Genomic DNA, 24,818 nt, shown 5'->3' with positions numbered 1-24,818 from the left:
CGCGCTTAGGGTGGAAGGACCACATTCCGTCCCCACACCTAGAAAGTGAGTCCAACGGCATGAATTCCGTTTCGACTCGTCGGGTCCGTCTGGTCGCCTCTGCTGCGGCTGTCGCCGCCGGTGCGCTCGTTCTGGCCGGCTGCGCCGGCAACAGCGGCGGCAACGGCGGCGGCAACGGCGGCAATGCCTCGGCAAAGTCCATCACCATCGGCACGACCGACAAGATCACTTCCCTCGACCCCGCCGGCTCCTACGACAACGGCTCGTTCGCCGTCATGACGCAGGTCTACCCGTTCCTGGTGGACACCCCGAACGGCAGCCCGGACCCCAAGCCCTCCATCGCCGAAAGCGCGTCATTCACCGACCCGAGCACCTACGAGGTGAAGCTCAAGCCGGGCCTGACCTTCAAGAACGGCGACAAGCTGACGTCGTCTGACGTCAAGTTCACCTTCGACCGTCAGATCAAGATCAACGACCCGAACGGCCCTGCGTCGCTGCTGGGCAACCTGGCGTCGATCTCGACTCCCGATGACACCACGGTCGACTTCCATCTGAAGGCACCTAACGACCAGACGTTCCCGCAGGTGCTCACGAGCCCCGCCGGCCCCATCGTCGATGAGCAGGTCTTCAGCGCCGACAAGGTCACGCCCGACGACACGATCGTCAAGGGCGAGGCGTTCGCCGGTCAGTACTACATCTCGTCCTACAAGGTGAACCAGCTCATCCAGTACAAGGCGTTCTCGGGCTACAAGGGCCTGAACGGCCAGGCGAAGACGCCGACCGTCAACGTCAAGTACTACGCGAGCTCCGACAACCTGAAGCTCGACATCCAGTCGGGTGCGATTGACGTCGCCTACCGCTCGCTGTCGGCCACCGACATCTCGAGCCTGAAGTCGAAGAAGAACGTGAAGGTCATCGACGGCCCCGGCGGCGAGATCCGCTACATCGTGTTCAACTTCAACACGCAGCCGTACGGTGCCAAGACCGCCGATGCCGACGCAGCCAAGGCTCTCGCCGTGCGCCAGGCCGCGGCCGATCTGATCGACCGCGAAGCGATCTCGAAGCAGGTCTACAAGGGCACCTACACGCCGCTGTACTCCTACGTTCCCGACGGCCTGACCGGCGCCACCCCCGCCCTCAAGTCGCTGTACGGCGACGGCAACGGCGGCCCCAGCCTCGACAAGGCGAAGCAGACCCTTGAGGCCGCGGGCGTCAAGACGCCGGTCACCTTGAACCTGCAGTACACGGGTGACCACTACGGCCCGTCGTCCGGCGACGAGTACGGCCTCATCAAGAGCCAGCTCGAGAACGGCGGCCTGTTCAACGTCAAGCTGCAGCAGACCGAATACGTGCAGTACTCGAAGGAGCGCGTCGCAGACGTGTACCCCGCGTACCAGCTGGGATGGTTCCCCGACTACTCGGATGCCGACGACTACCTGACGCCGTTCTTCGCGAAGAACAACTTCCTGTCGAACCACTACGACAGCGCGACGGTCCAGGGTCTCCTCGCCAAGGAGGTCGGCGACACCGACAAGGCTGACCGTGAGAAGGTCATCGAGCAGATCCAGCAGGAGGTCGCGAAGGACCTGTCGACCCTTCCGATTCTGCAGGGCTCGTCGGTCGCCGTCGTGGGCACGGACGTGAAGGGCACCACGCTCGACTCGTCCTACAAGTTCCGCTACGCGAACATCAGCAAGTAAGTAACCTGTGCTCGGGGGCGGCCATGCGGCCGCCCCCTTGTACTGCACGGGCACCGTCTGCCCTGGAAGGACAGCGTCTATGACGACGTCTCCCGAGACCGTTCCCTCGCCACTGGCGCCCGCACCGGCTCAGCCGGGCGGCGCCGCGTTGCGCGGGGGCGGCGGCCTGCTGCGCTACATCATCGTGCGGTTCCTGCTCATCTTCCCGACGATCTTCATCCTCGTGACCGTCGTCTTCTTCCTGATGCGCTCGACGGGGGACCCGATCACAGCCGCCCAGGGCGGCCGCCTGCCACCGGCTGAGCTGGCGAAGCGGATTCACGAGGCGGGCTACGACCGCCCGCTCATCGTCCAGTATCTGCAATACCTCGGCCAGATCGCCCACGGCGACTTCGGCACCACCTTCACCGATCACCAGAAGGTCACGACGATCCTGCTGACCTACGGCGGTGCGACCCTTGAGCTCGCGTTCTACGCCTTGATCGTCGCCTTCATCGTCGGCATCCCGCTCGGCCTACTCGCCGCCTACCTGCGTGACCGCTGGGGCGACGCCGTGCTGCGCGTGCTGTCGATCCTGTTCTATGCGACGCCCGTGTTCTTCTCGGGTCTGCTGCTGCAGCTCACGTTCTCGATCGGGCTCGGCTGGCTGCCGGTCGCCGGCCGCGCAGACACGAACACCGAGCTCGAGATCCAGACGCTGCCTCACCCGACGGGCATCAACCTCATCGACGCATTCAGAACGGGTGACCCGGATGCCGTGCCCGATGTCCTGAAACACGCGGTGCTGCCCGGCATCGCGCTCGGTCTGCTGACGGCCGGCGTGTTCCTGCGCCTCGTGCGCACGAACGTCATCGGCACGTTCAACACGCAGTATGTCGACGCCGCCCGGTCACGCGGTGTGCGCGAATACCGTCTCGTCACCCGCCATGCCTACAAGCCGGCCCTCATTCCGATCATCACGGTGATCGGCCTGCAGATCGCGATGCTGCTCGGCGGCGCCGTGCTCACCGAGACGACCTTCGAGTGGAAGGGCCTCGGGTTCGAGTTGAACCAGTACCTCGAGTCCCGCGACTTCGTCGCGGTGCAGGGCATCGTCGCCCTGCTCGCCGTCATCGTGGCGGTGGTCAACTTCATCGTCGACATCATCGCCGCCCTCATCGATCCGAGAGTGAGGTACTGAGATGAAGCGCTCGCTCCTCAGCCGCATCCCCGTCCTCGCCCAGCTGCGTCAGAGCGTCGGCGTGCAGCGCTTCATGCTGCTGACCGGCGTGATCATCACGGGCGTGTACGTGCTCGTCGCGATCTTCGCTCCGCTCATCGCTCCGTACAGCTACGGCCAGCTGAAGGGCCCGAGCGGCAACTTCGGCTCGCAGCAGGCTCCCAGCGGCGCCCACCTGTGGGGCACGACGGTCGGCGGCTATGACGTACTCAGCCGCACGATCTTCGGTGCGCGCACCGCCATCGTCGCGATCATCATCGCCATCGTCCTGTCGCTCATCATCGGTGTGCTGCTCGGCCTGTTCTCCGGCTACTTCGGCGGCCCCATCGACCGAGTGCTGGTGGTCATCTGCGACGCGATCTACGCGTTCCCCACCCTTCTGCTCGCGATCGTCATCTCGATCGCGATCTCAGGCGGCTCGTCGAACTTCTGGTCGGGGGTGTTCTCTGCCGCGTTCTCGATCACGGTCGTCTACATCCCGCAGTACTTCCGCGTGGTGCGCGCCGAGGTCGTGCGCGTCAAGGTCGAGTCGTATGTGGAATCCGCTCGCGTCATCGGTGCCGGCGACCTGCGCATCATCTTCCGCCACGTCCTGCGCAACTCCATCCGCACTCTGCCGCTGATCATCACGCTCAACGCGACGGATGCGTTCGAAACCCTCGCGGGCCTCGGCTTCCTCGGCTTCGGCATCGAACCGTCGAGCGCAGCCGAATGGGGCTACGACCTGCAGAAGGCGCTGTCCGACGTCACCAGCGGCATCTGGTGGACGGCGCTCTTCCCCGGCCTCGCCATCGTCCTGCTCGCACTCGGAATCTCGCTCATGGGCGAGAGCCTCAACGACCTGGCCGACCCGCGACTGCGCCGCCGCGGTGCTGCGAGCGAAGTCACCGAAGCCGATGCAGAGGAGGTCCTCGCATGACCAACGTCGTCGACATCACCGATCTGACCGTGCGGTTCGCGACAGACGCCGGCCCCGTCGCCGCCGTGCGCGGTGTCAGCCTGTCGGTCGCGCCACGCGAGATCGTCGCCATCGTCGGGGAATCCGGCTCGGGCAAGTCGGTCACCTCGAAGACCATCCTGGGAATGCTGCCCGAGACCGCCACCACCGGCGGCGCCGTCGTGCTGCGGGGCCGCGACTCAGAGCTCGGCATCGACATCGCCCGCATCGACAAGGCGAAGCTGCGCGCCATTCGCGGCCGTGATGCCGCGATGGTCTTCCAGGAGCCGTCGACCGCACTGAACCCCGTCTACCCGATCTGGTGGCAGATCGCCGAAGGGCTGCGCGCACACGGGAAGGTGAGCAGGAAGCAGGCGCGGGAGCGGTCGGTCGAGATCCTTCGCCGTGTCGGCATTCCCGAGCCCGAGAAGCGCATCGACCACTACCCGCACGAGTTCTCCGGCGGCCAGAAGCAGCGCATCGTCATCGCGATGGCACTGATCCTGAACCCGAGCCTGATCATCGCCGACGAGCCGACCACGGCCCTCGACGTCACCGTGCAGGCCGAGATCCTCGACCTGCTGCGCTGGTGCCGCGACGAGTACGGCTCGTCGATCGTGCTCATCACCCACAACATGGGCGTCGTCGCCGACCTCGCCGACCGCGTGGCGGTCATGTACCAGGGCGAGATCGTCGAGCAGGCCGACGCGCACACGCTGTTCGCGAGTGCGCAGCACCCGTACACGCAGGCGCTGCTCGCCGCGGTCCCGCGCGTGGGTTCCGGTCACTCGCGACTCGCGGTGAGCGAGCGAGCGGATGCTTCGCCCGAACGGTCTGCAGGGGAGCCGGTCGTGCGCGCCGCCGGTCTCGAGGTGACCTACCCGGGTCGACTCGGCCGCGGGGGATTCCGCGCCGTTCGCGGAGTCGACTTCGAGATCGCGCCGGGCGAGGTGCTCGGCCTGGTGGGGGAGTCCGGCAGCGGCAAGACCACCATCGGTCGCGCCATCGCCGGCCTGACGCACGTGACCGGAGGCTCGCTCACCGTGCTCGGCCACGAGATGCTCGGCATCCGCGAGCGCCGGTTCCGGTCGGTCCGGAAGGATATCGGCTTCGTCTTCCAGGACCCGGCGTCGAGCTTCAATCCGCTGCTGACGATCGGCGACGCGATCGCCGAGCCGATGCTCGTCCACCGCGCGGTTTCCTCGCCCACGGCCGCCCGGGCGCGCGTGCTCGAGCTGCTCAGCGCCGTCCAGCTGCCCGATGACTACATCGACCGCTTCCCGCACGAGCTCTCGGGCGGCCAGCGGCAGCGCGTGTCGCTCGCTCGCGCGCTCGCACTTGAGCCCAAGCTGGTCATCTTCGACGAGCCGACCTCGGCGCTCGACGTGTCGGTGCAGGCCCGCGTGCTCGAGCTGATCACTCGACTGCAGGCGCAGTTCGGGTTCGCTGGGCTGTTCATCAGCCACGATCTCGCGGTGGTCGATCTCATCGCGACGCGCATCGCGGTCATGCATACGGGTGAAATCGTCGAAACCGGGCCCAACGCGCAGGTGCTCGGCAGCCCTCGCGACCCGTACACGCAACGGCTGCTCGCGTCGCTGCCGGTGCCCGACCCGGAGCTGCAGGCCGCGAGGCGCGCCGAGCTCAAGGCACTCACCGGGAACGCCGGTGCAAGCGCGCGCTGAGTAGGCTCACGACCGTGAAGACGCAGCCCGGAAGCGCCCCCACCCCGATCGTCGTGCAGGATCTGTCTGCGCAGTACCGCACGAAGGGGCGGCCAGGCGGCTACGCGCTGCGCGGCGTGAGCTTCGAGGTGAAGGCCGGCGAGATCCTCGGCGTCCTAGGGGAGTCCGGCGGCGGCAAGAGCACTCTCGCGCGCATCCTCGCCGGTGAGCTCGTGCAGAAGGGGCCGGGCGGGTACGACATCCGCATCTCGGGTGGCGATGCGTTCGTGAACGGACTGGCACTGCGCACGCTGTCGCAGAGCAAGCGCAACCGACTCACGTTCCACACGGCGTATCTGCCGCAGGACGCCAACGATCGCCTCGAGCGCACCGCGACGGTCGCCGAGCTGATCCAGCAGCCGATCTTCGCCCGCGACAAGCGGTTCAACGCCGACGCGGCGCAGAACCGCGCTCTCACCGTGCTCGACGCCGTCGGCCTGCCGCTCGCCGTGATGGAGAAGTACCCGTACGAGCTCTCCGACGGCCAGCGCCAGCGCGTGGCGTTCGCGCGCTCGCTCGTGCTCGGCCCGAACGTGCTGATCGCCGACGAGCCCACCGCGGGCATCGACGCCACGGTGCGCGACACGGTGGTGCAGGTGATCACACAGCTGCGGCAGGATCCGGCGTTCGCCGGCCTCGTGGTGACCCACGATCTCGCGGTGCTGCGGCAGCTCGGCGCCAAGGTCGCGATCATGCACGACGGCGTCATCGTCGGCTACGGCGAGATCGACGAGGTGTTCGGGAAACCGGATCACCCGTATGTCGCGCGCTTGGGTCAGGCGCTGGGAGCGTGACCTTCCGGTCAGATGCTCCCCGGCTTGGACTCGAACCAAGAACCTATCGGTTAACAGCCGATTGCTCTGCCAATTGAGCTACCGAGGAATGCGGCCCGAACGCGCCGGGCAACGAGGTCTAGCTTAAGGGATCGAAACGGCGCCGACCAAATCGGGCCGCCGCTCAGCCCTCGAGCTGATCGACCCCCGGTTCCCACGCCTGACCGGGCACGCCCCAGCCGCGCTTGCGACTGATCTTGGGCCACTCCTTGTCGAAGGGGCGCGGCAGGCGATCGAGGTACAGGATGCCGTCGAGGTGGTCGTATTCGTGCTGGAAGATGCGCGCAAGCCAGCCCTCGGCCTGGATCTCGAACGGCGTGCCGTCGAGGTCGACGGCCTGCAGGATCGCCGCGGGGGAGCGGCGCAGCGGGAATCGCTCGCCGGGGAACGAGAGGCAGCCCTCGATCTCGTCTTCCTCATCCGCCTCGCCGACCGGCGTCGGCTGGATCCACAACACGGGGTTGATGGCGACCCCGCGGTGCTCGATGTCGTCATCATCGGTCCAGCCGTAGACGAACAGTCGCTTGTTCACGCCGACCTGTGGCCCGGCGAGGCCGACGCCGGGCGCGGCATCCATCGTCTCGTACATGTCGTCGACGAGCGTGCGCAGTGCATCGTCGAACTCGGTGACGGGCTCGGCGGGCGTGTGCAGCACGGGCTCACCCTGGATGCGAATCGGGAGTACGGCCATTCGCCCAGGATATCGGCGCGCCGTCCGGTACCTTTCTCACGTGCCAGCCGCCGCCATCGGGATCGACCCGGTCAGTCTCGACCCCCGACAGTTCGTCGGCATTCCTCTCGCGCTGGTCGGCGCGGTGTTTCTGTCGCTCGGCGCCCAGCTGCAGCATCGTGGCGTCACGAAGGTGGGCGAGGTGACAACCGGGGATGCCGCGGCAGGCGGTCTCAACCTGGGGCAGCTGCGCCTTCTGCTCGGGCGCCCCAGCTGGGTCACGGGGACCCTGATGCTCGGGGCGGCAATCGTACTGCAGCTCACGAGCCTCGCCTTCGCGCCGCTCATCGTGGTGCAGCCGCTCGGCGCGTTCGCGCTCGTGGTGACGGCGATCGTGAACTCGCGCGTGATGCGCCACAAGCTCAACCACCTGACGATCCTCGCGATCGGACTGTGCGTCGCCGGCGTCGGTGCCTTCGTCATCGTCGCCGCGTTCCAGGCCAGAGAGGTGCCGATCACCGAGGTCGAGCTGATCCGCATCCTCATGATCCTGGCTGCGGTGCTCGTGCTCGCGGCGGTGCTGTTCCTCGCGTTCCGGAAGAGGATGCGCGCCCTCATCTACGTCGTCGCCGCAGGCATCCTGTACGGGTTCGTCGCCACGCTCGCCAAGGTGGTCATCGCGCGCCTGCAGCAGCACGAGTTCGACCTGCTCACCGGCGTCTGCGTGGTCGCGCTCATCGCTGCGGTCGCGCTCGGCGCCTACTTCGTGCAGAACGCGTATGCCTCTGGCCCACCCGACCTCGTCATCGCCGGGCTCACGGTGATCGACCCGCTCGTCGCCGTGACGATCGGCATCGCGATCCTGAACGAGGCGCTGCAGGTGCAGCCCTGGGCGATCGCCGTGTGGCTCGTGACGGGCGCTTTCGCTGTCGCGGGTGTGCTGCTGCTGGCGCGTCATCACCCGCAGATGCCGAGCTGACATGCCTAGACTGGGGCGCCAACCCCCTTCGGCATCCCTAGGCATCACCGTTCATCCCCCGAGGTAAGCACTACGTGACCGATTCGAGCGACGAGCATTCGCGGCCGCTGACGATCCTGCTCGGCTGCGACACATTCGCCCCCGATGTGAACGGCGCCGCGCGCTTCGCAGAGCGCCTGGCCGCCGGCCTGGTCGAGCGCGGCCACACCGTCCACGTCATCGCGCCATCGACCAGCGCATTCAAGACCGGCGAGTGGGACGAGATGCACGAGGGTGCGCGTCTGCACATGCACCGCCTCTTCAGCCTGCGCTGGTACCCGCATCCCTGGCTGCGCTACATGATGCCGTGGACCAGCCGCCGCAACACGGGCCGCATCCTCGACAAGGTCAAGCCCGACGCCGTGCACTTCCAATCGCACTTCGTGGTGGGGCGCGGCCTCTCTCTGTCGGCGCGCTCGCGCGGCATCCCGGTCATCGCGACGAATCACACGATGCCCGAGAACATGATCGAGCACACCACGTTGCCGAAACTGCTGCAGCCGCTGCTGCTCAAGTGGGCGTGGCGCGACGCGACGAAGATTCTGAAGCGGGCGGATGCCGTCACCACGCCCACTCGCAGGGCGGCCGACTACCTCGAAGAGGCCACCGGGATCTCGGGTGTGCACGCGATCGGCAACGGGGTGCGCGTGAGCGACTACACGCCCGACTTCGAGCACCGCGGCAACCGCATCGTCTTCGTGGGGCGCGTCACGAGTGAGAAGCGCCTCGAGGTGCTGTTCCGCGCGGTGGCGCTGCTGCCGAAGTCGCTCGACTGGTCGCTCGAGATCGTCGGCGACGGCGAGCAGCGGCACCACCTGGAGAGGCTCGCTGCGCAGCTCGGCGTCTCGTCGCGCATCTCGTTCGCAGGCCTCGTGTCTGACGCGGAGTTGAAGGCCGCGTACACGCGCGCCGATGTGCTCGCCATGCCGTCGACGGCGGAGCTGCAGTCGATCGTGACGATGGAGGCGATGTCGTCGGGGCTGCCGGTCGTCGCTGCGGACGCGATGGCGTTGCCGCACCTCGTGCACGACGGCGAGAACGGCTACCTCTTCCGGCCCGACGACGCGCAGGACCTGGCGCGGAAGCTCGAGCGGATCCTGACTCTGCCCGACGCCGAGTTCCGGCGCATGAAGAAGGCGTCACTGCGACTGATCCAGGTGCACGACATCGAGCGGACGCTGACGACCTTCGAGTGTCTGTATCGTGGGGAGCCGGTGGTGGATCCTGTGACCGAGCTCGACTTCGACGAGGACTCCGACGATTCACTCGCCGAGGGGCGGTAGCTCAGCCGGTTAGAGCAGGGGACTCATAATCCCTGGGTCGCGGGTTCAAGTCCCGCCCGCCCTACAAGTCCCGATCAGAACGTAAAAACGGCCCCTCAGGAATCGCTTCCGGGGGGCCGTTTTCGTGCGTCATGACACATCCATGACACAACTCAGTCGAATCCCATGTCATCGAGGGCGTCAGCGGCGGCGTTCAAGTCGTCCGGCCACAGGTCGGCGTACGTGTCCATCGTCTGTGAAATCGAGGCGTGCCCCAATTGGCGCTGAACCACCTTCGGGTTCGCACCCGAACGGATCGCGAGGCTGGCGTAAGTGTGGCGGAGGTCGTGGATCGTCACATCGGGGGGCAGACCCGCACCGGCAAGAGCGCGGTCATACCAAGATCCTTCACTCACAGTCGGCGTCACCATGTGTCCGCCGTGCGAATACGGGAAGAGAATCGCATCGGGGGAGCGGTCTCCGACCTGCTCACGTAGGGCATCGGCCAGGCTTGCCGGGAAAGCCACGACGCGCTGCTCGTGGTCCTTCGGCGTGCCTATCTGAACGTATCCATCGACGCGGCTCGCTGTGCGCTCGATGTGCAGGCGGCGGCGTTCCAGGTCGACATCACCCACGTTCAGCCCTGCCAGCTCGCCCCACCGAATCCCAGTCAGCGCAAGCGTGCGCACGATCAGCCCGCGCTCGCCCGCCGCATCGGCCAGCGCCTCCACCTCTGCTCGGGTGAGGTAGTTGTGCCTGCGCTTCGTCTTGCGTGGCAGCTTGGCCCCGCGTGCCGGGTTGCGGCTTATGCGCCCGTCAGACACCGCCGCGTCGAGCACGCCGGCGATGATGTCGTGACAGCGGCGCACCATCGTCGGAGACAGGCCCTTCGACGAGCGGGGACGACCGGGGCCGCGCTTCTCAGGGACGGCACTCGGTGCGCCGAGTTCTGCTATCCACGCCTGAACTTCACTCGGTCGGATGCCCGCCACCTGCCGATTGCCCCATTTCGGCTCCACATGGATACGCCACGCGCTCTCATAGGCCGAGTTTGAAGACGGCTTCAAGTGCGCCCTCGACGCCAGCCATTCGGCCCCCAGAGCACCTACGGTTGCCTTACCCGCGATCGGGTCCAGCATTTCGCCACGGTGGCGCGCAGCCTCGTTCTCGTGAAGCCACCGCTCGGCGTCGCGCTTGGTCTTGAAGCCGCCCTTCGACGCTTGGCGGGTGTCGGGGAGCCGGTACCGCACCCGGTACCGCTTGCCCGAAACCGTCATGTAGTCGTCTATTGCAGCCATGCTCACGCCCGTTTCCGTTGCTAATCCAACTATTATGAGTATTGCGTGTCATGACACAAAGTGCAAGTGTTGAGAGCATGACACTTGAGCAGGAACTTGTACTGATCACCGCAGCCGACGCCGAGTTGGACGGCGACGGCAGGTTTGTCGTGTATGCACACGACCCCGATTTCGTGAACCCGCTGTACCCGGAAAGCCGTGGCGGGTCGATGTGCCTCAATTACACATTCAGGCGCGCAAAGGCCTTTCGCTTTGTGGACGCGCATCCTGAGTTCGTGCTGTCCGTCGTCGACGGAGACACTGGGGCTGTCCTGAGCGCTTCGGTCGGCGCACCGGGTGGCACGAAACGTTGAGGCCACCGGGCCGTCCTCGTGGCGGCCCACCACGCCCTTGGCAATGGATGCAGCGGGACTTCCTACGTCCGCTTATCTCGGTTCGAATCCGAGCAGGGGCTCAACAGACAGAACGGCCCCGGTCAGCGCTTCGACAACGTGACCGGGGCCGTTCCCCACAAGGAAGGAATCCACGAGCGGATATGAAAGGAGAAGTTCTCCGCTCGCTTGGTTCTATTGTCTTAGTCCCTAGGACTGGGGCGTCAGGTTCCGCTGTCGCGGGGCTAGCGTCAGATCGTGCGCCGACCTCCGCTCCTACTCGTTCTGATCGCGCTGGGGACATCACTTTCCGGATGCGCCATGAGCGGCACCACGTCACGAGCGACTCCATCGCCAACCCCGAAGCTCATCAACGCGTCGCTCTCAATCACGGTGCCGACTGTTCCGCCGAGCACTGTGCTGATACCCAGTACTTGCAACGCGGCGCCGGGCTATACCGACATATCGAGCGGTGCGCAGGTGGTCGTTAAGAACGAGCACGGCTCGGTCATACTGACCTCCACCCTGGGCGACGGCGCTTACATGGGCTCAGATCTCGGCCATTGCAAGTTTTCGTTCGCGCTCGATGATCTCCCTTTAGCGAAGATCTACCAGATTCACGTCGGGAACTCGTTTCGAGGCGTCATCGATTACACGCCCGATCAGATCGAGGCAAATCCGAATTTCGCGATCGGCTAAGAGATCCACGCTTTAAGCCGCCTGCTTTTCCGGAAACAGCTCGTCTAGCACTTCATCGGCCACGCCGCTCTTCCGGTCGTCGCCGCGCATCTTGGCCCGAAGCGCGCCGCGCGTAATGCTCGGGTTCTCGGCGATCTTCGCCCGTGCGATCTTCGACACGCGCGCGATGTCGTGGGCGCGCTTCGCTTGCTCGCTGATCGCGGTGACGAGTCCAAGACTCTGACCTTTGGCGCTGTCCTCGCGCGCCTTCGCAGACGAGAGGGCATCGAGCACGCCTTTCCGCGTGGCTTTCGAATGCTCGATGATCGTGCCGGCGATCTGCCAATCCTCGGAGACCAGATCCATGCGTCCGTCCATCGCCATGAGCGCCACCGCGATCTTGCTGCGCACCATCAGCTCGTGAGTGTCGAGCGGGTCGAGCTTGCCCTCTTGCGCGAGATCATCATGTGCGTCATACGCCGCGTTCATCTCAGGCAGCGCCTTCACCTGCCAGACAACATCGAACCTCGGTGCGGGGAAGTTGTACACGCGTGGCTCGCTGTCGTCACGCTCGCTTTTCCGCTCAGCGTCGACCACGCTGAACCATGCAATGCGCTGCGTGAGTCCGCCCGCTGACGCGTTCCTGTCGAACAGCACATCGCACAGATCCGGCTGAGCGCCGAACAGCGTTGTCATGCGGTACTGATGCCGGCCGATCATGCCTTTGTCGCCACGGGTCACTGATGAGAGCGCACCGCCCGACCACCCGATTTTGAGATAGTCGATGATCGTTGAGCCCCCGCGCCCGGTGCGGTTCGCGAGTGAACTGATCTCGTCATACGCGATCCCCACCGCATGGTTGTCTCCCCACTGCTCGTTGCCGTCCTTGTCGGTGCCGGCGTAGATCGGCCCGAGGATTCCCTCACCGGAGCCGGGCTCAACGCGGTCGCGCACGGCTTTGCCGCCGAAGGTGAACAACTCCGCCGCCACCGACTGCGCGAGCGACTTACCCGTTCCAGATGGGCCAATGTACGCGCTGATGAAGTTCATGCTCATCGGTCCTTTGACCGTGCTCAACGTCACGTTGTACGGCAGCGCGTGCAAGGCTTCGGTGATCAGCACCCCCAGCAACGCCCACGGCGCTACCCGCCGCCTCCGTGCGTTGTAGTAAATGGCTGTCAGGTACTTCCGCTTGCGCCAGAAGTCCGCGTCCGCCCCGACCTTGGCATATGCGATCTGCACTTGCCGCCACACGTTCGCGTCGCTCCACCGCTTCGAGCGTGAGCACTCGTGAGCGACTGTCAGCCGGTACGCGGCATCGATGGGCACGCCGGCGCGAGCCAAGTCGCACATGAACGCGAAGACGACCGCGTGCCGCTTCACATGCTCGGGCACTCCGGACGACCACGCATGTAGGTGCCGTTCAGGGATCAGCGCAAGATCGGCGTCTGTGACCTCCGCGCGCGGGGGCAACGGCTTATCGAACTGCTTCGACCCCGCCGCCACAAGACGCTCGATCAGCCATTCGGGTGCGTCGCCGATATAGCCGGGGTTATTGATCACGGTATAGCCGGGCGAATCCGGGTGGACCGCATATCCGCCAAGCCCCCGGATATCGAACACGTCCTTCTTCATCCCGGCATTGGTGATGCCGTCGACCATCTTGAAGTAGACGTGCTTACCACCGGACTGAGTGGCGACGATCAGCGTATCCGCTGAATGCAGCTCGGACACCTTCAGCGCGAGATCGGGCTCAGTGCGCTCGAACTCATCCCACGCTCGCGCCTTATACCCGTCAAGGTCGACCACGAAAGCCTCATAACCGGTCGGGTAGCCCATCGTCGTACCTTCAGGGAACGATTCGCGCGGCTTCCAATTGTCCGGGTCGCGCCACGGCACACCGGGCCTAGGGTTCTTGCCCTTGTCGCCGAAACCCAGCTCGATCAGATCACCGGTAAGGGGGATCGCTGTCATCGGCTGATCACCATGCCCAGCAGTACGCCGATGAGCACGAGGTTCGCGCCGAGTTGCACACTCAGCAACACATCGAGGATCTGACCCGAGCTCGGGCGCTTGCGCTTAGGCAGGTGCTTGCGCGCCTCTGCGACATCGAAGAGCGCCTTGACCGTGGCCCTGGGTGGGGTCTGCTCCACAATCACTCGTCGCCGCCTTCAGTCGCAAAAGCCCGCGCGCGGGCGTACTCTGCGATCTCCATCCGCCGTTCAAGATCCGTCTGCGGCACAGCCAGCAGTTCGAGCGCGTACTCGATATCGAACCCGATGAGCCGGCCTTCGCCGCGATCGGTGAGCGGGCGTGCCTGATAGCCGTCCCAGATCCACCCGATCACGGGGCGGCGCGTGCCGTCCTCGATCTCTGCGATGTAACCGGCCGCGGGTGCGGGGGTGAATGTGTCCACTGTTGAGAATCCCATCTACGAGAAAACCCGCCGGAGCGGAAACCGTCTCAACTCGGTTCCCACCCGGCGGGTGGTTGCTCGGCTGCTGTTGAGAACGCCGTACATAGATAGGACCACGAACTTGTTGCGCTGTTCCGGGTTAGGACGGCGCGAAATCAGGTGTCCTGCTCGTCCTAACAATCGAGCGATACCGAGGCAAACTATTGAGCATCCGAAGAAACCGTATGAGTACCCATCGGGCCGATATCACGATTATGTAACGAGCAGGACGTTAGGACGCCGTCCTGATGCTCGGGGAAGACTACACGGGAAGATAATTTGTTGTTTGTTTATATATATTCCCCCTCTTTTCTCTTCCCCTGCTAATGCGCGTCCTAACGTCCTAACGTCCTAACGTCCTGTTTTGCCGACATATCCGTAGAACCTGGGAGCATGCTGAATGACTGCCATACAGTCGGCATATGGCAACTGTGAAGGTGTGCGCGATCGACGGATGCGAAGCCGTGCTCCCGAATCATCGATACAAGTGGTGCGACGAGCACAGGCAAGAGGCAATCCGCGCAGATCACCGAGCGCGTGCGGCTGTCTACCGCGACAAGCCGGGCGCACGCGAGGCAGCACGAGCGCGCACGGCAGCGTGGTACGCGGCGCATCGCGAACCGCCGTCGCAGGTGTGTGTGGTCGACGGATGCGACGGAGAAGCGCTCGGCCTGCGGAAATACTGCATCGAGCACAGGGTGGAGATCCTGCGCGCCAACGAAGCTAGAGCTTCGGCGCGATATCGGGCCCGTAAGAAGGCGGCCGGCAATGACTGAACGGGCTTGCATCGATTGCGGGTCAGCGGATGCAATGGCCGACCGTCCTTCCGTCTCCAAGCGCTGCGTCGAGTGCCAGCGCAAGTTCAAGAACGCACGGAACATGGACTGGTATCGCCGCACGCACGCCCCCAGGCCGCGTGTACCACGCGCCGCGAAGCCCAAGCCGAAGCGCCGCGCACCGAAGGTCTCAGCCGCGCAGGCCGAGCGTGACCGTCTCGCTGTGGCCGCGTGGGAGGAAGCGAAGCAGGCGCGTATTCAGCGGCAGGCCGAACGCCTGGCGGTACTCGTGCAGCACAGGATCGACCGCGGTTCGGGGCAAACTCTGCGCCTGCTGGAATGGGGCCTGCTGTGACCACCGCCACGCAGCTCGCGGCCGAGGCGAGCCACCGCGCCACGATGACGCTCGGCCCGGTCGTCGTGAAGCTCACCGGACTGTCATCGGACTGGCTATGCCTGGCGTGCCCGGACACGCAGCACCCGCACGCCGGTTCGCTGTCCGGCATCTCGCTCGCCTCCGACGCGATGCGGCACGCGCGTGAGGTTCACGATCTCGCTGGCGAGTTCGAGTTCACCGACTTCGGGGGCGGCTGGTGATCGGGGACACTCGGCACTCATACGCCTGGAAGCAGACCCGTCTGCGCATCCTCGAACGTGACGGCTACGTGTGTCAGATCGGTTGGTGCGGCGGCGTGGATCTGCTGTCGCTGCCTGAGCGTGAGCGCCAGGTCGACCACATCGTGCCGGTCGCGGCAGGGGGGACCGACGACGACTGGAATCTCAGAGTCGCGTGTGCAAAATGCAACACTTCACGGCAAGACCGCGAGTTCGCGCGGGTCAGCGGCACGAATCCGAGGTGGATAAATGCTGCGTGACCTGGGGCTTTTTCTGATGAGGGGTCTGGCGATCCCCCGCGCTTTTTTTTCTGCGCAAAACCGAGCCGCCAAATATCTGAAGGACGCAGATGCCCGCCCGTAAGTTCACGACCGCTGTCAATAGATTCAAACGTTCCGCCAAGGGGCGCTTGTCAGATGCGGACGCCCCGGCTGTGGCGACTCTGGAAGTCCTGGCGAGCGAACTCGACTCCGGCAACCTCACGCCCGCGCTCATCGCTCAGTATGGGCTGACGTACCGCTCCCTGCTCAAGCGCGTGACCGCCGACGAACCGCCCGCCGAGTCGGAACTCACAGCTCTGCTGCGCGATGCTCAGGCCTAGGCGCTTCACCGCGCCACTGTCCGAGGACTACCCGAGCGCGGCGGATCGGTGGTTCCCGGTCATCGATTCCGTGTGGCGCACCGCGTACGGGAAGGTGCTCGCCGGCTGGCAGCGCGACATCGTCCGGGCGCTGTTCGAGGTGTACCCGGCAGGGCATCCGAAGGCGGGCGTGCTGCGGTACCAGTCGGCGTTCCTGTCCGTGCCCCGGCAGAACGGCAAAAGCGAGCTTTCCGCCGCTGTGTCGCTGATGGCGCTGCTCATGCAGCGGGATGCGCTGGTCATCGGCATTGCCTCATCGGTCGAGCAGGCAAACGTGATTTATGACCGCGTGCGCAACGCGGTCAATCGCACGCCCGAACTGTCGCGGATGCTGAAGGCTACCGGCACGCGCGGGATTCGCGGCGACGGACGCTCTTACGCCGTCAAGCCGTCGAAGGATGCGAGCCTTCAGGGTCTCGCGATCTCGTTCGGCATCGTGGACGAATGCCACCTTCTGCCGCTGAACCTCTGGGGTGCGCTGACCTCGGGCACGGGCGGGCGCGACAACGCGATCGTCTTCGGCGTTACCACGGCGGGCACGCAGAAGAGCGAGCTGCTGAACCACCTGTATGAGCGGGCCGCGAAGGCGTTTGAAGACCCGGACACGAGACTCGGGGCGTGGATCTTCGAGGCGGAAGACGATACCGTGCCCGCCGACGATACGGCGCTCTTGGAGAAGCTGCGCACCTGCAATCCGATCCTGCATGCGGGGCTTGTCGACCCCGTCGCGTTCACGTCGATGGTGCGCGGGCATCCTGACGAGCACATTGTTCAGTTTCATTTCAACCGCTTCGTGAAGAAGGGGGCTTCCGACGATCTGTTCCCCGGCGCGAAGTGGGCGGCACTGGCGACCCGCGCCGAGTGGCCGGCCGGACCGCTGTGGGCGGCTGTGGAAGCGCCCGCGAATCTTGACTTTGCGACTGTCGCTGTAGCGGCCAAAGACGGCGACGTTACCCGCACCGAACTCGCCGCATGGTTCACGCAGCCGACCGTGCGCGAGATCGCGGACGCGTGCGCCAGGCTCAACAGAGGCCACCGGTGCGAGGGGTTCGTGGTCGATTCGCGCAACGGCAAGGCGTTGGCGGAAGAACTGAGACGGCGCGGTCTGCGCGTGATCGAGGCTCACATCGCAGACGTACTTGCCGCCGACTCGGGGCTCTACTCGAAGGTCATGCGCGACGCGATCCGCCATGGCGGCGATGCGCTGCTCGCCATGCAGATCGCCGGGGCGACCCGCAAGAGCTATGGCACGGACGGGTGGCGCATCGCCGTGCGGAAGGGTTCGCGGTTCGGAATCGATGCGGTCCGCGCCACCGCGCAAGCTGCCTGGGCTGCCGAGACGCAGAGGCCGCGCGGGAGCGTGATCAGGTAGCCGCCGCCGAACCTGAATACATCATGCATTCCTGAGGGAAACTGTCAGTATCCGCTCAGGAAGGATTCAGGTTTGGGGTTTTGGCGCTCCCTCGGGGATGTCCTCATCGGTGCCGACAGCGCGCCCGTTCAGCGTCGTTCAGACGCAGAGGATGCCGCACCGACGCAGGTCCCGACCTGGAAGCAGCAGATTCAGGCCGTCCGCCCGCATGATGCCCTCGGCCTCGCCGCCGCGTACCGGTGTGTGTCGATCATCACGACCGCGCTCGGGCAGATGGACATCGAGGTTCTGCGCGGCTCCGACATCATCGACGCCCCGGTGTGGATTCGTCAGCCGGATATTAGCCAGTCGCGCGCCGCGTTCATCGAGCAGACCGCTACCGGGCTCGCGCTTCACGGCAACGCCTATTGGCTGGTGACCAAGGATGCATTCGGGCGCGTGCAGAACGTCAAGGTGCTCGATCCGCGAATGGTCACGATCACGTGGACTCAGGACGGCACCGTCACCGGCTACAACTGGAACGGCCAGACGCTCACGCCCGATCAGGTGTACCACCTGGCTCTTCTGCGCCTTCCCGGCGACCCGTACGGCCTCGGGCCGATTCAGGCCGACCAGCGGGGCCTTCGCGGGGCTATCGATGCGCGCGATTTCGCCTCGGCGCGCTTCAACGGCCCGACACCTCAGCGCGGCTATCTGTCGGTCAATGAGTTCCTGGACGACGACCAGATCGACCAGGCGAAAACGGCATGGATCGAGTCGATGCAGGCCGACAACGACATCGCCCTTCTGACGGGCGGCGCGACGTGGAATGACACGAGCCTGACCGCTGTGGATGCGCAGTGGATCGAAGGTCGCCAGTACGACACCAATGAAGTTGCGCGGCTGTTCGGCATCCCCGGGGCGCTCATCGACGCGCCCGCCGCCGGCGGGTCAATGACCTATTCGAACGTGGTTCAGATGTGGTCGCAGTTCGTGCGCTTCGGCCTCAGCAACTTCTACCGCGAGATCGAAGAGGCGTTCTCGTGGCTTCTGCCGCGCGGCACCACGGCGCGCTTCGACGTGGAAGGCCTGCTGCGCGCCGACACGACCACGCGATACGCCGCATACGCGTCTGCGATCTCGGCGGGCTGGATGCTCCGCAGCGAGGTTCGTGCCGCAGAGAACCTGCCTCCCGTTGACGGCATCGACGCCGTACCCGCCCCTACCGCCCCGAGCGATGGAGAGACCGAATGACGTACCAACTACTTATCCGCGAGGCGGCTATCGCACCCGCCGACGACAGCGGAACCGGTGAGCGCACCTTCACGGGTATCGCGGTCCCTTTCAACACGCCAGTGAGCATCAGCGACTGGTGGGGCGACGCGTACAGCGAGCAGGTGGCACCCGGGGCCGTCGTCAACGCCTCCGATGACATGCCGCTCGTGTTCTGGAGACATGACGACCCGATTGGGCGCATCACCGCGTTCTCTGACACGCCGGATGGCTGGCAGGTGACCGGCTCGATCTCGCAGACCCCGCGAGGCGATGAGGCGTACACGCTCCTTCAGGACGGCGTGCTCGATCGCATGTCGATCGGCTTCGAGCCGCTGGAAGACACCGTGACCACCGACCCTGACACCGGCGCTGTGACTGTCACCCGGACCCAGATCCGCGTACGCGAAGTCTCGCTCGTGCCGTTCCCGGCTTATGACGATGCGAAGGTCACCGCCGTGCGCTCTCAGACCCCCGAGGCGGCAACCGCCGTTTCGGCAACCAAACGCGCCGCTGGCGCAGATACGGAGGATTCAGCAATGGCTGAGGACACCATCACCCGCGCCGACTTGGACGCGACCGCAGAGGACATCGAGCGCCGTTTCAGCGTGCAGCTCGCAGGCCTCGCCAAGCCCGAGCAGGCCATCGACCGCCGCAGCGCGGGCGAGATCATCAAGGCGATTGTCGCCGGCGACGAAGCAACCCGCGCCGCCTACACCGAAACCGTCAAGCGGGCATACACGGGCGGCACCAGCGCTGACACCGTGAACAACCCGGCATGACTGGGCGACCTGTCGCGCATCTATGACGGTTCAAGCAACGCGCTCGCCGACATCTTCCCGACTGCCGCGCTGCCCGCCGAGGGCGACACGGTTGAGTACGCGGTGATCAGCGCGAACACGCTTGATGTCGAGCCGTACACCGAGGGCAGCACGCTGGCCCCGGGCAAGATCACTTTTCAGAAAAAGAGCGCCAACGTGCTCACCTATGCGGGTGCCGCCGCGCTCACGATTCGCGAGGCCGAGCGTTCATCCGTCGCGGTCCTCAACACCACGATCACCGGTCTGACCCTCGCCGCCGCCGCGCGCGAGAAGGCGGTTCTGCGCAGCACCTTCGCGTCGGCTGTCGCTGCCGCGCCGACCGATGTTGCGCTCGGTGCGACTCTCGGCGCTTCGACGTTCAGCGACTGGACTGACGCCGTGGTGAACGCCGCCGAGGTCTTCGAGTCGGTGGCTCTGCCCCTTGGAACCCTTGTCGTCTCCAAGGATGTGTTCCTCAAGCTGAAGAACTTCAACGACACGACCGGTCGCCCGCTCATGGACGTGACCGGTACCGGCTCGAACACGATCGGCACGCTGAACCTGCCCGGTCTGTCGGGCAATCTGTCGGGCGTCACCGTCATCGCGGACACCGGCGCGACTGACGGCACCGCCGCGTTCGCCGCCTCGACCTCGATCACCCGCTACCTGTCGGGCCTCGTGCAGCTCTCCAACACGTCCGTGTTCGACCTGTCGCAGCAGCTCGCGGTTTATCGGTACGGAGTGCCTGTCGTGACCCAGCCTGAGGGCATCGTCCCGGTCACCATCTCGGCGAGCTGACCATGACTGTGACCGCTTCTGATCTCGCGACGTACCTCGGGGTTCCCGACTCCGAGGATGCGTTCGTCGACACCTGCCTCACCCGCGCACAGACGTTCGTGGGGGAGATGGTGGGCACGCGCACTGTTCCCGGTGACGTGCTCGATCAGGCGGTTACCGAGATGGCCGCGGAACTGTACAACCGCAAGAACGTGAAGAACGGTGTTGTGCAGTTCGCTGACCTTTCCGGCTCATCCGGTGCCGTGCGGCAGGCGCGTGATCCGCGCATTGCCGCACGTGCGGTCCTGCGCCCGTATCTGGGGGCGGGGTTCCGTTGAGCGCACTGGGCGACATTCGGCAGGGCGTTGCCGACCTTCTGGCCTCGGCCACGGGTCGGCGCGCCCTGCCGTACGTTCCGGACAACTTCCAACCGCCGTGCTGGATCATCGACGCGGGTTCCCCGTACGTGTCGCCCGGCGACCAGTTCGGCACAACGAAGTTCACTTTCGACGCGATATATCTGGCGCGTGACGCCGCCAGCAATGCGTTCGTGTCCGCCGATCTCGATGACATCACCGAAACCGGCATGGGCGCGCTTGCAGGTGCCGGATGGGTTGTTGGATCTGTCGACGGCGGCACGTACACGCTCGGCGGCAACGTCTACACGGGCGTTTCCCTGTCCATCGCGCAAAGCATCAGCACCACCGCCGGCGACGCGGGATCGTGGATCGAACTGAGTAACAGCGATGGCGCAGTGCGCTACGGCGTCGGCTCGACTGGTGGCGAGTCTGCCGCACTCAACTCGCTGACATTCCAAGCCGCGAGCGGTACCGGCTCGCTCGGCCTCTCGTCCAAGACGAGCAGCGAATACGAATTCGCCATCGAGGCTCCGCAAGTGTTCGCCGCCGGGTCGCTGTGGCGCTTCGCGTTCGACAACGCGGGCACGGCGCTGCCGTTCAGGTACTCACCTGACGGCAACGAGACAGCGAGCGAGGACCACCCGCACCTCACCGGCACGGTGTACCTGCCTGCCTACCCGACCGCTGGCGGCGACGCCGACAACCCGAACCGAACGTTCGCGTTGACGTTGGCGCTTATGGATGAGCCCGAGGTGGTGACCGCATGAGCGACGTTCAGATCATCGGTGCTAACACGCCCTACCCGGTGAAGATCGAAGGCCTTCGCGACGTGCAGAAGGCTCTGCGCAACGCGGGCGCTGACCTGGCCGACATGTCGGACCTCATGCACTCGATCGGCCAGATCATCGTGCAGGACGCGCATGTTCCGGTGCGCTCGGGCAGGCTCGCGCGCACACTTCGCGCCGGCAAGGGAAAGACCAAAGCGGTCGTGAAGCTCGGCTCTGCCCGCGTTCCCTACGCCGGAATCATCGAGTACGGCTGGCCTCAGCGCCATATCCGCACCGGTGACCACCTCAACGGCGCGCGCGAGCGCGACCGTGGCCGAATCTTCGAAACCTTCGAGACCGGCCTTCAGAAGATCGTTGAAAACAACGGCCTCGGCAGCTAGCCGACTAACCCGGAAGGACAATTCCCATGGCATTTCAGGACACCCTCACGAACCGCGAGATCGAGGACATCGAGGATCTGCTCGAAGTCCCGTTCACGAAGATCGCCGACTCGAACGTGAGCGTCGGCCGCATGAATGCCGCGTTCGCGTGGATCGCGCAGCGGCGTGAAGACCCGAGCTTCACGTACGAACAGGCGCGCGACCTGCCCGCGGCGTTCACGAACAGCCTGCTTTCCGACGACGAGGGCAGCGATGAAGACCCAAAAGGCTAATCGGCGGCCACTGGCTAGCTGACCGCGAGTTCCGCAGCCGCCGAAACGATCGGCTCGCGCGCATGGCCTCGTTCGTCGTGACGTTCCATATGCGGCCCAGCGACTACTACGCGCTCACGCAGGCGGAGACAGCTGCGATCATCGCCGAGCACAACAGGCAGCAAGACGAGGCCGAGCGGGCCGATAAGAAGAAGTAGGAATCGTGGCTAACAGCACTGTTGTTCTCAGCGTCTTGGCGAACACCAAGGCGGCCCAGCAGGGCATGACGGACCTGTCCGAGAAGGTCGGCGACACCACCGACACGATCGCCTCGAAGGGCGCTCAGCTCGCTGGGGCGCTTTCCGGCATCGGCGGCACTCTGGCTCAGTCGACGAACCCGGCGCTGAAGGGCCTTGGCGACGGCCTGACCATCGCCGGCAGCGGCATGCAGTTCCTCGCGGACTCCGGCGACCTCATCAACGGCACGATCGAGGGCATCAAGCAACTCGCGATCGTGCAGAAGGTGCAGGCGGCGGCGACCAAGGTGGCCGCAGGCGTGCAGGCCGCATTCAACGCGGTGATGGATGCGAACCCGATTGCGCTCGTCGTCATCGGCATTGCGGCTCTGATCGCGGCGGTCGTGTTGCTCATCACCCACTGGAAACAGGTGAGCGCCTTCCTTGCGACCACCTGGAACTGGATTGCCTCGACAGGCACCGCAATCTGGCAAGGCTTCATATCGTGGTTCACCGGAATCTGGGACACCGTGACCAAGGGAATCACCGACGCGTGGAACGGCATCGCGGCGTGGTTCGCTGGCATCCCTGCGACCGTAGGGGGCTGGTTCGCAAGCGCGGGCTCGTGGCTCACTGACGCGGGCAAGAACATCATCGGCGGTCTGTTCGGCGGGATTTCGAGGGTCTGGAAACTCGAAGTGAAGGGCTGGGAGATCATCGGCAGCACCATCAAAGGCTGGTTCTCAGGCGCGATCGGCTGGCTGAAAGACGCGGGCGGGAATGTCATCAGCGGTCTGTTCAGCGCCCTGTCAAACGCTTGGGGCGGCGCAGTCAAAAGCTGGACCAACATCGGCGATACCGTGAAGGGCTGGTTCTCCGGGGCAGCGACCTGGCTCGTCGACGCCGGTAAGAACATCATCACCGGTCTCAAGAACGGCGTACTCTCGCTTGCGGGCGGCATCGGGGACTGGATCGTTTCGAAGATCCCCAAGCCGATGGTCGCCGCCGTGAAGAAGGCTCTGGGCATCCACAGCCCGAGCCGTGTGTTCCACCAGCTCGGCGCGTACACCGTGCAGGGACTCGTCAACGGTCTCAACAGTGGTCAAGGTTCGATCGCCGGCGCGATGGCGGGGCTGTCGGGCACGGTCGCCGGTGGCTACTCAGCCAGCCTCAGGCCGGCCTTCTCGCCGCGCACCAGCACGAGTAGCGGACTCACCTACGTCTATGCGCAGCTCAGCCCCACAGACCGAGCGCTGCTGCAGGAGATCTCTGATCGCGTGGGCATCACGCTCGACTCCCGCGCAGTCGGTGGCGGCGTTGAGAAGGTCACCGCGAACGACTCGAATCGGGGTCGCTACTGATGGTGAGGCCGAAGCATTTCCAAGCGCAGGGCGCACCGTGGGCGCGCAGCGTCGAAGCGGACCTCGACAAGCACGCGGCGCAGATCAAGGCGGCAACGCTCGCAACCAAGTCCACCGCATCCGTGCAGGACGGGCAGATCAAACGCCTGGCGGGGCAGTTGCAGAGGATTCAGGCGCAGCAGGAACAGTTGGCTGATGTGGTGAGCAAGCTGGGATCGCTGGTGAAGAGTGCGAACAACTCGACGCAAGGATTCTCATACGCGGGAACCTCATCAAGTCTGAACTGGAACACGATATCGGTGACCATCGGCGTTCCGTCAGGCGCTCAGCGGGTGGACATCAACTACACCGTCAACGCCGTGGTCTGCTCAAATGTGTCGGCTAACGTCGCGGCTTATTCGCAGGTGAAAGCCGAGATTCCCACACTCGGAATCACTAGTGACGGGGGAGCCAACGTCTTCGTGTCCACTGATACGCAGCAGCAGCGATCACGCACTTACGCGGCCTCTGGCCTGAGCGTTTCCGGCGCAACGAGCATCACCGTTACCGGTTACGCCGCCGCGTACAACACGGGGCAGAACGACAACAACTATTTGTCGATTAGCGCGTTCGCCATCTTCTCGTTCTAGCCAACGTCGAGCGGATGCTCTTTGCCGTCACTCGTCGGTACGCCCGGCTGGGGCGTGCTCGGCGCAGGCTTCGGCTCAAGCGGAACGGCAACACCATCGTCAGTTGGGACGCCGGCAGGAGGAACATCGTGAGGGGCGACGGGTACGGTCACACCGTCATCGGCGGGTGGGCTGGCAATCGCTTGTGTCATCAAGCAAGCCTGCGTTGATCTAAACCCGGCATTCCCGGTTCAGCGGAACGTCGCAGCAGATCCCGGCGCGCTCAGCACGGATGCGGCGATTGGCGTGTCATCTGAGTTCCATGACACATCCATGACACAACCGAGCGAAAACGACTGAAATCCGAGCGCATCATATTCACCCGCAATTCCAGGTCAGAGCGCATTTCCCGTCAGTCGTCCGTACCCCTGAAACCCCT

The 24,818-nt window shown here is 65.1% G+C and carries 30 protein-coding genes and 2 tRNA genes; 26 read left to right on the top strand and 6 right to left on the bottom strand.

The features are described 5' to 3' along the window. Positions 1-59 precede the first annotated feature (59 nt). From ABD736_RS02910 to ABD736_RS02890, 5 genes are all read left to right on the top strand, one after another. Positions 60-1,700 carry an ABC transporter substrate-binding protein gene (locus ABD736_RS02910; RefSeq protein ID WP_344790232.1) on the top strand — a complete coding sequence of 547 codons (1,641 nt, stop codon included), beginning with the start codon at positions 60-62 and terminating at the stop codon, positions 1,698-1,700. Positions 1,701-1,779: 79 nt separating this feature from the next. Beyond that, complete coding sequence (locus tag ABD736_RS02905; protein ID WP_344790231.1) at positions 1,780-2,880, top strand: ABC transporter permease; 1,101 nt, start codon at positions 1,780-1,782, stop codon at positions 2,878-2,880. 1 nt (position 2,881) lies between these two features. After that, positions 2,882-3,838 carry an ABC transporter permease gene (locus ABD736_RS02900; RefSeq protein ID WP_344790230.1) on the top strand — a complete coding sequence of 319 codons (957 nt, stop codon included), beginning with the start codon at positions 2,882-2,884 and terminating at the stop codon, positions 3,836-3,838. Next, a complete protein-coding gene (locus ABD736_RS02895) occupies positions 3,835-5,541 on the top strand; it encodes a dipeptide ABC transporter ATP-binding protein (protein WP_344790229.1) in 1,707 nt (568 codons plus the stop codon). The genes ABD736_RS02900 and ABD736_RS02895 overlap by 4 nt, the downstream gene beginning before the upstream one ends. 14 nt (positions 5,542-5,555) lie before the next feature. Beyond that, positions 5,556-6,374 (top strand): ATP-binding cassette domain-containing protein, encoded by an 819-nt coding sequence (locus tag ABD736_RS02890; RefSeq protein ID WP_344790228.1) that lies wholly within the window; start codon positions 5,556-5,558, stop codon positions 6,372-6,374. Between the two features lie 15 nt (positions 6,375-6,389). On the opposite strand, the gene ABD736_RS02885 is transcribed toward ABD736_RS02890, so the two are convergent. Both ABD736_RS02885 and def read right to left on the bottom strand, forming a co-directional pair. Beyond that, a tRNA-Asn gene (locus ABD736_RS02885) sits at positions 6,390-6,462 on the bottom strand. Between the two features lie 75 nt (positions 6,463-6,537). Then, the gene (def, locus tag ABD736_RS02880; RefSeq protein WP_344790227.1) at positions 6,538-7,104 is read right to left on the bottom strand and encodes a peptide deformylase; all 567 of its coding nucleotides are present in this window, start codon (positions 7,102-7,104) and stop codon (positions 6,538-6,540) included. 40 nt (positions 7,105-7,144) lie between these two features. On the opposite strand from def, the gene ABD736_RS02875 reads away from it, so the two are divergent. From ABD736_RS02875 to ABD736_RS02865, 3 genes are all read left to right on the top strand, one after another. Continuing rightward, positions 7,145-8,062 carry a DMT family transporter gene (locus tag ABD736_RS02875; RefSeq protein WP_344790226.1) on the top strand — a complete coding sequence of 306 codons (918 nt, stop codon included), beginning with the start codon at positions 7,145-7,147 and terminating at the stop codon, positions 8,060-8,062. Positions 8,063-8,136: 74 nt separating this feature from the next. Then, positions 8,137-9,384, top strand: a complete 1,248-nt coding sequence (locus tag ABD736_RS02870) for a glycosyltransferase (protein WP_344790225.1) — start codon at positions 8,137-8,139, stop codon at positions 9,382-9,384. Then, a tRNA-Ile gene (locus ABD736_RS02865) sits at positions 9,375-9,448 on the top strand. Before ABD736_RS02870 ends, ABD736_RS02865 begins: the two co-directional genes overlap by 10 nt. 88 nt (positions 9,449-9,536) lie before the next feature. Here the strand turns inward: ABD736_RS02865 and ABD736_RS02860 are convergent. After that, positions 9,537-10,661 carry a tyrosine-type recombinase/integrase gene (locus ABD736_RS02860; protein ID WP_344790224.1) on the bottom strand — a complete coding sequence of 375 codons (1,125 nt, stop codon included), beginning with the start codon at positions 10,659-10,661 and terminating at the stop codon, positions 9,537-9,539. 77 nt (positions 10,662-10,738) lie between these two features. Between ABD736_RS02860 and ABD736_RS02855 the strand changes: the two genes are divergently transcribed. Together ABD736_RS02855 and ABD736_RS02850 are read left to right on the top strand one after the other, a co-directional pair. Continuing rightward, positions 10,739-11,014 carry a hypothetical protein gene (locus ABD736_RS02855; RefSeq protein WP_344790223.1) on the top strand — a complete coding sequence of 92 codons (276 nt, stop codon included), beginning with the start codon at positions 10,739-10,741 and terminating at the stop codon, positions 11,012-11,014. A gap of 339 nt (positions 11,015-11,353) precedes the next feature. Then, on the top strand, positions 11,354-11,731 hold the full coding sequence (locus tag ABD736_RS02850) for a hypothetical protein (RefSeq protein ID WP_344790222.1): 378 nt from the start codon (positions 11,354-11,356) through the stop codon (positions 11,729-11,731). A gap of 12 nt (positions 11,732-11,743) precedes the next feature. On the opposite strand, the gene ABD736_RS02845 is transcribed toward ABD736_RS02850, so the two are convergent. From ABD736_RS02845 to ABD736_RS02835, 3 genes are read right to left on the bottom strand one after another with little or no spacing between them, the layout of a single operon-like run. After that, positions 11,744-13,684 carry a bifunctional DNA primase/polymerase gene (locus ABD736_RS02845; protein ID WP_344790221.1) on the bottom strand — a complete coding sequence of 647 codons (1,941 nt, stop codon included), beginning with the start codon at positions 13,682-13,684 and terminating at the stop codon, positions 11,744-11,746. Continuing rightward, positions 13,681-13,869, bottom strand: a complete 189-nt coding sequence (locus tag ABD736_RS02840; protein WP_344790220.1) for a hypothetical protein — start codon at positions 13,867-13,869, stop codon at positions 13,681-13,683. The genes ABD736_RS02845 and ABD736_RS02840 overlap by 4 nt, the downstream gene beginning before the upstream one ends. Continuing rightward, on the bottom strand, positions 13,866-14,126 hold the full coding sequence (locus tag ABD736_RS02835; RefSeq protein ID WP_344790219.1) for a hypothetical protein: 261 nt from the start codon (positions 14,124-14,126) through the stop codon (positions 13,866-13,868). Before ABD736_RS02835 ends, ABD736_RS02840 begins: the two co-directional genes overlap by 4 nt. A gap of 461 nt (positions 14,127-14,587) precedes the next feature. Here ABD736_RS02835 and ABD736_RS02830 point away from each other — a divergent pair, with 461 nt between their 5' ends. The 16 genes from ABD736_RS02830 to ABD736_RS02760 all read left to right on the top strand — a co-directional run bounded on the left by ABD736_RS02830 (position 14,588) and on the right by ABD736_RS02760 (position 24,400). Continuing rightward, a complete protein-coding gene (locus tag ABD736_RS02830; protein ID WP_344790218.1) occupies positions 14,588-14,941 on the top strand; it encodes a hypothetical protein in 354 nt (117 codons plus the stop codon). After that, positions 14,934-15,296 carry a hypothetical protein gene (locus tag ABD736_RS02825; RefSeq protein ID WP_344790217.1) on the top strand — a complete coding sequence of 121 codons (363 nt, stop codon included), beginning with the start codon at positions 14,934-14,936 and terminating at the stop codon, positions 15,294-15,296. The genes ABD736_RS02830 and ABD736_RS02825 overlap by 8 nt, the downstream gene beginning before the upstream one ends. After that, the gene (locus ABD736_RS02820; RefSeq protein ID WP_344790216.1) at positions 15,293-15,538 is read left to right on the top strand and encodes a hypothetical protein; all 246 of its coding nucleotides are present in this window, start codon (positions 15,293-15,295) and stop codon (positions 15,536-15,538) included. Before ABD736_RS02825 ends, ABD736_RS02820 begins: the two co-directional genes overlap by 4 nt. Further along, positions 15,535-15,816 (top strand): HNH endonuclease, encoded by a 282-nt coding sequence (locus ABD736_RS16365; protein WP_425554984.1) that lies wholly within the window; start codon positions 15,535-15,537, stop codon positions 15,814-15,816. The genes ABD736_RS02820 and ABD736_RS16365 overlap by 4 nt, the downstream gene beginning before the upstream one ends. 173 nt (positions 15,817-15,989) lie before the next feature. Continuing rightward, entirely contained in the window at positions 15,990-16,157 is a 168-nt protein-coding gene (locus tag ABD736_RS02815) for a hypothetical protein (protein ID WP_344790215.1), read from the top strand. 70 nt (positions 16,158-16,227) lie between these two features. Beyond that, positions 16,228-17,568 carry a terminase large subunit domain-containing protein gene (locus ABD736_RS02810; protein WP_344790214.1) on the top strand — a complete coding sequence of 447 codons (1,341 nt, stop codon included), beginning with the start codon at positions 16,228-16,230 and terminating at the stop codon, positions 17,566-17,568. A gap of 72 nt (positions 17,569-17,640) precedes the next feature. Then, complete coding sequence (locus tag ABD736_RS02805) at positions 17,641-18,801, top strand: phage portal protein (protein WP_344790213.1); 1,161 nt, start codon at positions 17,641-17,643, stop codon at positions 18,799-18,801. Beyond that, entirely contained in the window at positions 18,798-19,601 is an 804-nt protein-coding gene (locus ABD736_RS02800; RefSeq protein WP_344790212.1) for an HK97 family phage prohead protease, read from the top strand. The genes ABD736_RS02805 and ABD736_RS02800 overlap by 4 nt, the downstream gene beginning before the upstream one ends. A 102-nt stretch (positions 19,602-19,703) precedes the next feature. Then, positions 19,704-20,417, top strand: a complete 714-nt coding sequence (locus ABD736_RS02795; protein WP_344790211.1) for a phage major capsid protein — start codon at positions 19,704-19,706, stop codon at positions 20,415-20,417. Positions 20,418-20,419: 2 nt separating this feature from the next. After that, positions 20,420-20,734, top strand: a complete 315-nt coding sequence (locus tag ABD736_RS02790; RefSeq protein WP_344790210.1) for a hypothetical protein — start codon at positions 20,420-20,422, stop codon at positions 20,732-20,734. After that, positions 20,731-21,522, top strand: coding sequence for a hypothetical protein (locus tag ABD736_RS02785; RefSeq protein ID WP_344790209.1), 792 nt, complete (start codon positions 20,731-20,733; stop codon positions 21,520-21,522). The genes ABD736_RS02790 and ABD736_RS02785 overlap by 4 nt, the downstream gene beginning before the upstream one ends. Then, positions 21,519-21,923 (top strand): hypothetical protein, encoded by a 405-nt coding sequence (locus ABD736_RS02780; RefSeq protein WP_344790208.1) that lies wholly within the window; start codon positions 21,519-21,521, stop codon positions 21,921-21,923. Before ABD736_RS02785 ends, ABD736_RS02780 begins: the two co-directional genes overlap by 4 nt. A 26-nt stretch (positions 21,924-21,949) precedes the next feature. Continuing rightward, on the top strand, positions 21,950-22,195 hold the full coding sequence (locus tag ABD736_RS02775) for a hypothetical protein (protein WP_344790207.1): 246 nt from the start codon (positions 21,950-21,952) through the stop codon (positions 22,193-22,195). Between the two features lie 62 nt (positions 22,196-22,257). Continuing rightward, the gene (locus ABD736_RS02770; RefSeq protein WP_344790206.1) at positions 22,258-22,392 is read left to right on the top strand and encodes a hypothetical protein; all 135 of its coding nucleotides are present in this window, start codon (positions 22,258-22,260) and stop codon (positions 22,390-22,392) included. A gap of 5 nt (positions 22,393-22,397) precedes the next feature. Then, a complete protein-coding gene (locus tag ABD736_RS02765; protein WP_344790205.1) occupies positions 22,398-23,771 on the top strand; it encodes a phage tail protein in 1,374 nt (457 codons plus the stop codon). Beyond that, a complete protein-coding gene (locus ABD736_RS02760; protein ID WP_344790204.1) occupies positions 23,771-24,400 on the top strand; it encodes a hypothetical protein in 630 nt (209 codons plus the stop codon). Before ABD736_RS02765 ends, ABD736_RS02760 begins: the two co-directional genes overlap by 1 nt. Positions 24,401-24,818 lie beyond the last annotated feature (418 nt).

The organism is Gryllotalpicola daejeonensis (assembly GCF_039538145.1).
In the GTDB taxonomy this organism is placed as follows: domain Bacteria; phylum Actinomycetota; class Actinomycetes; order Actinomycetales; family Microbacteriaceae; genus Gryllotalpicola; species Gryllotalpicola daejeonensis.
This window is presented reverse-complemented; position numbering and strand designations above follow the sequence as displayed.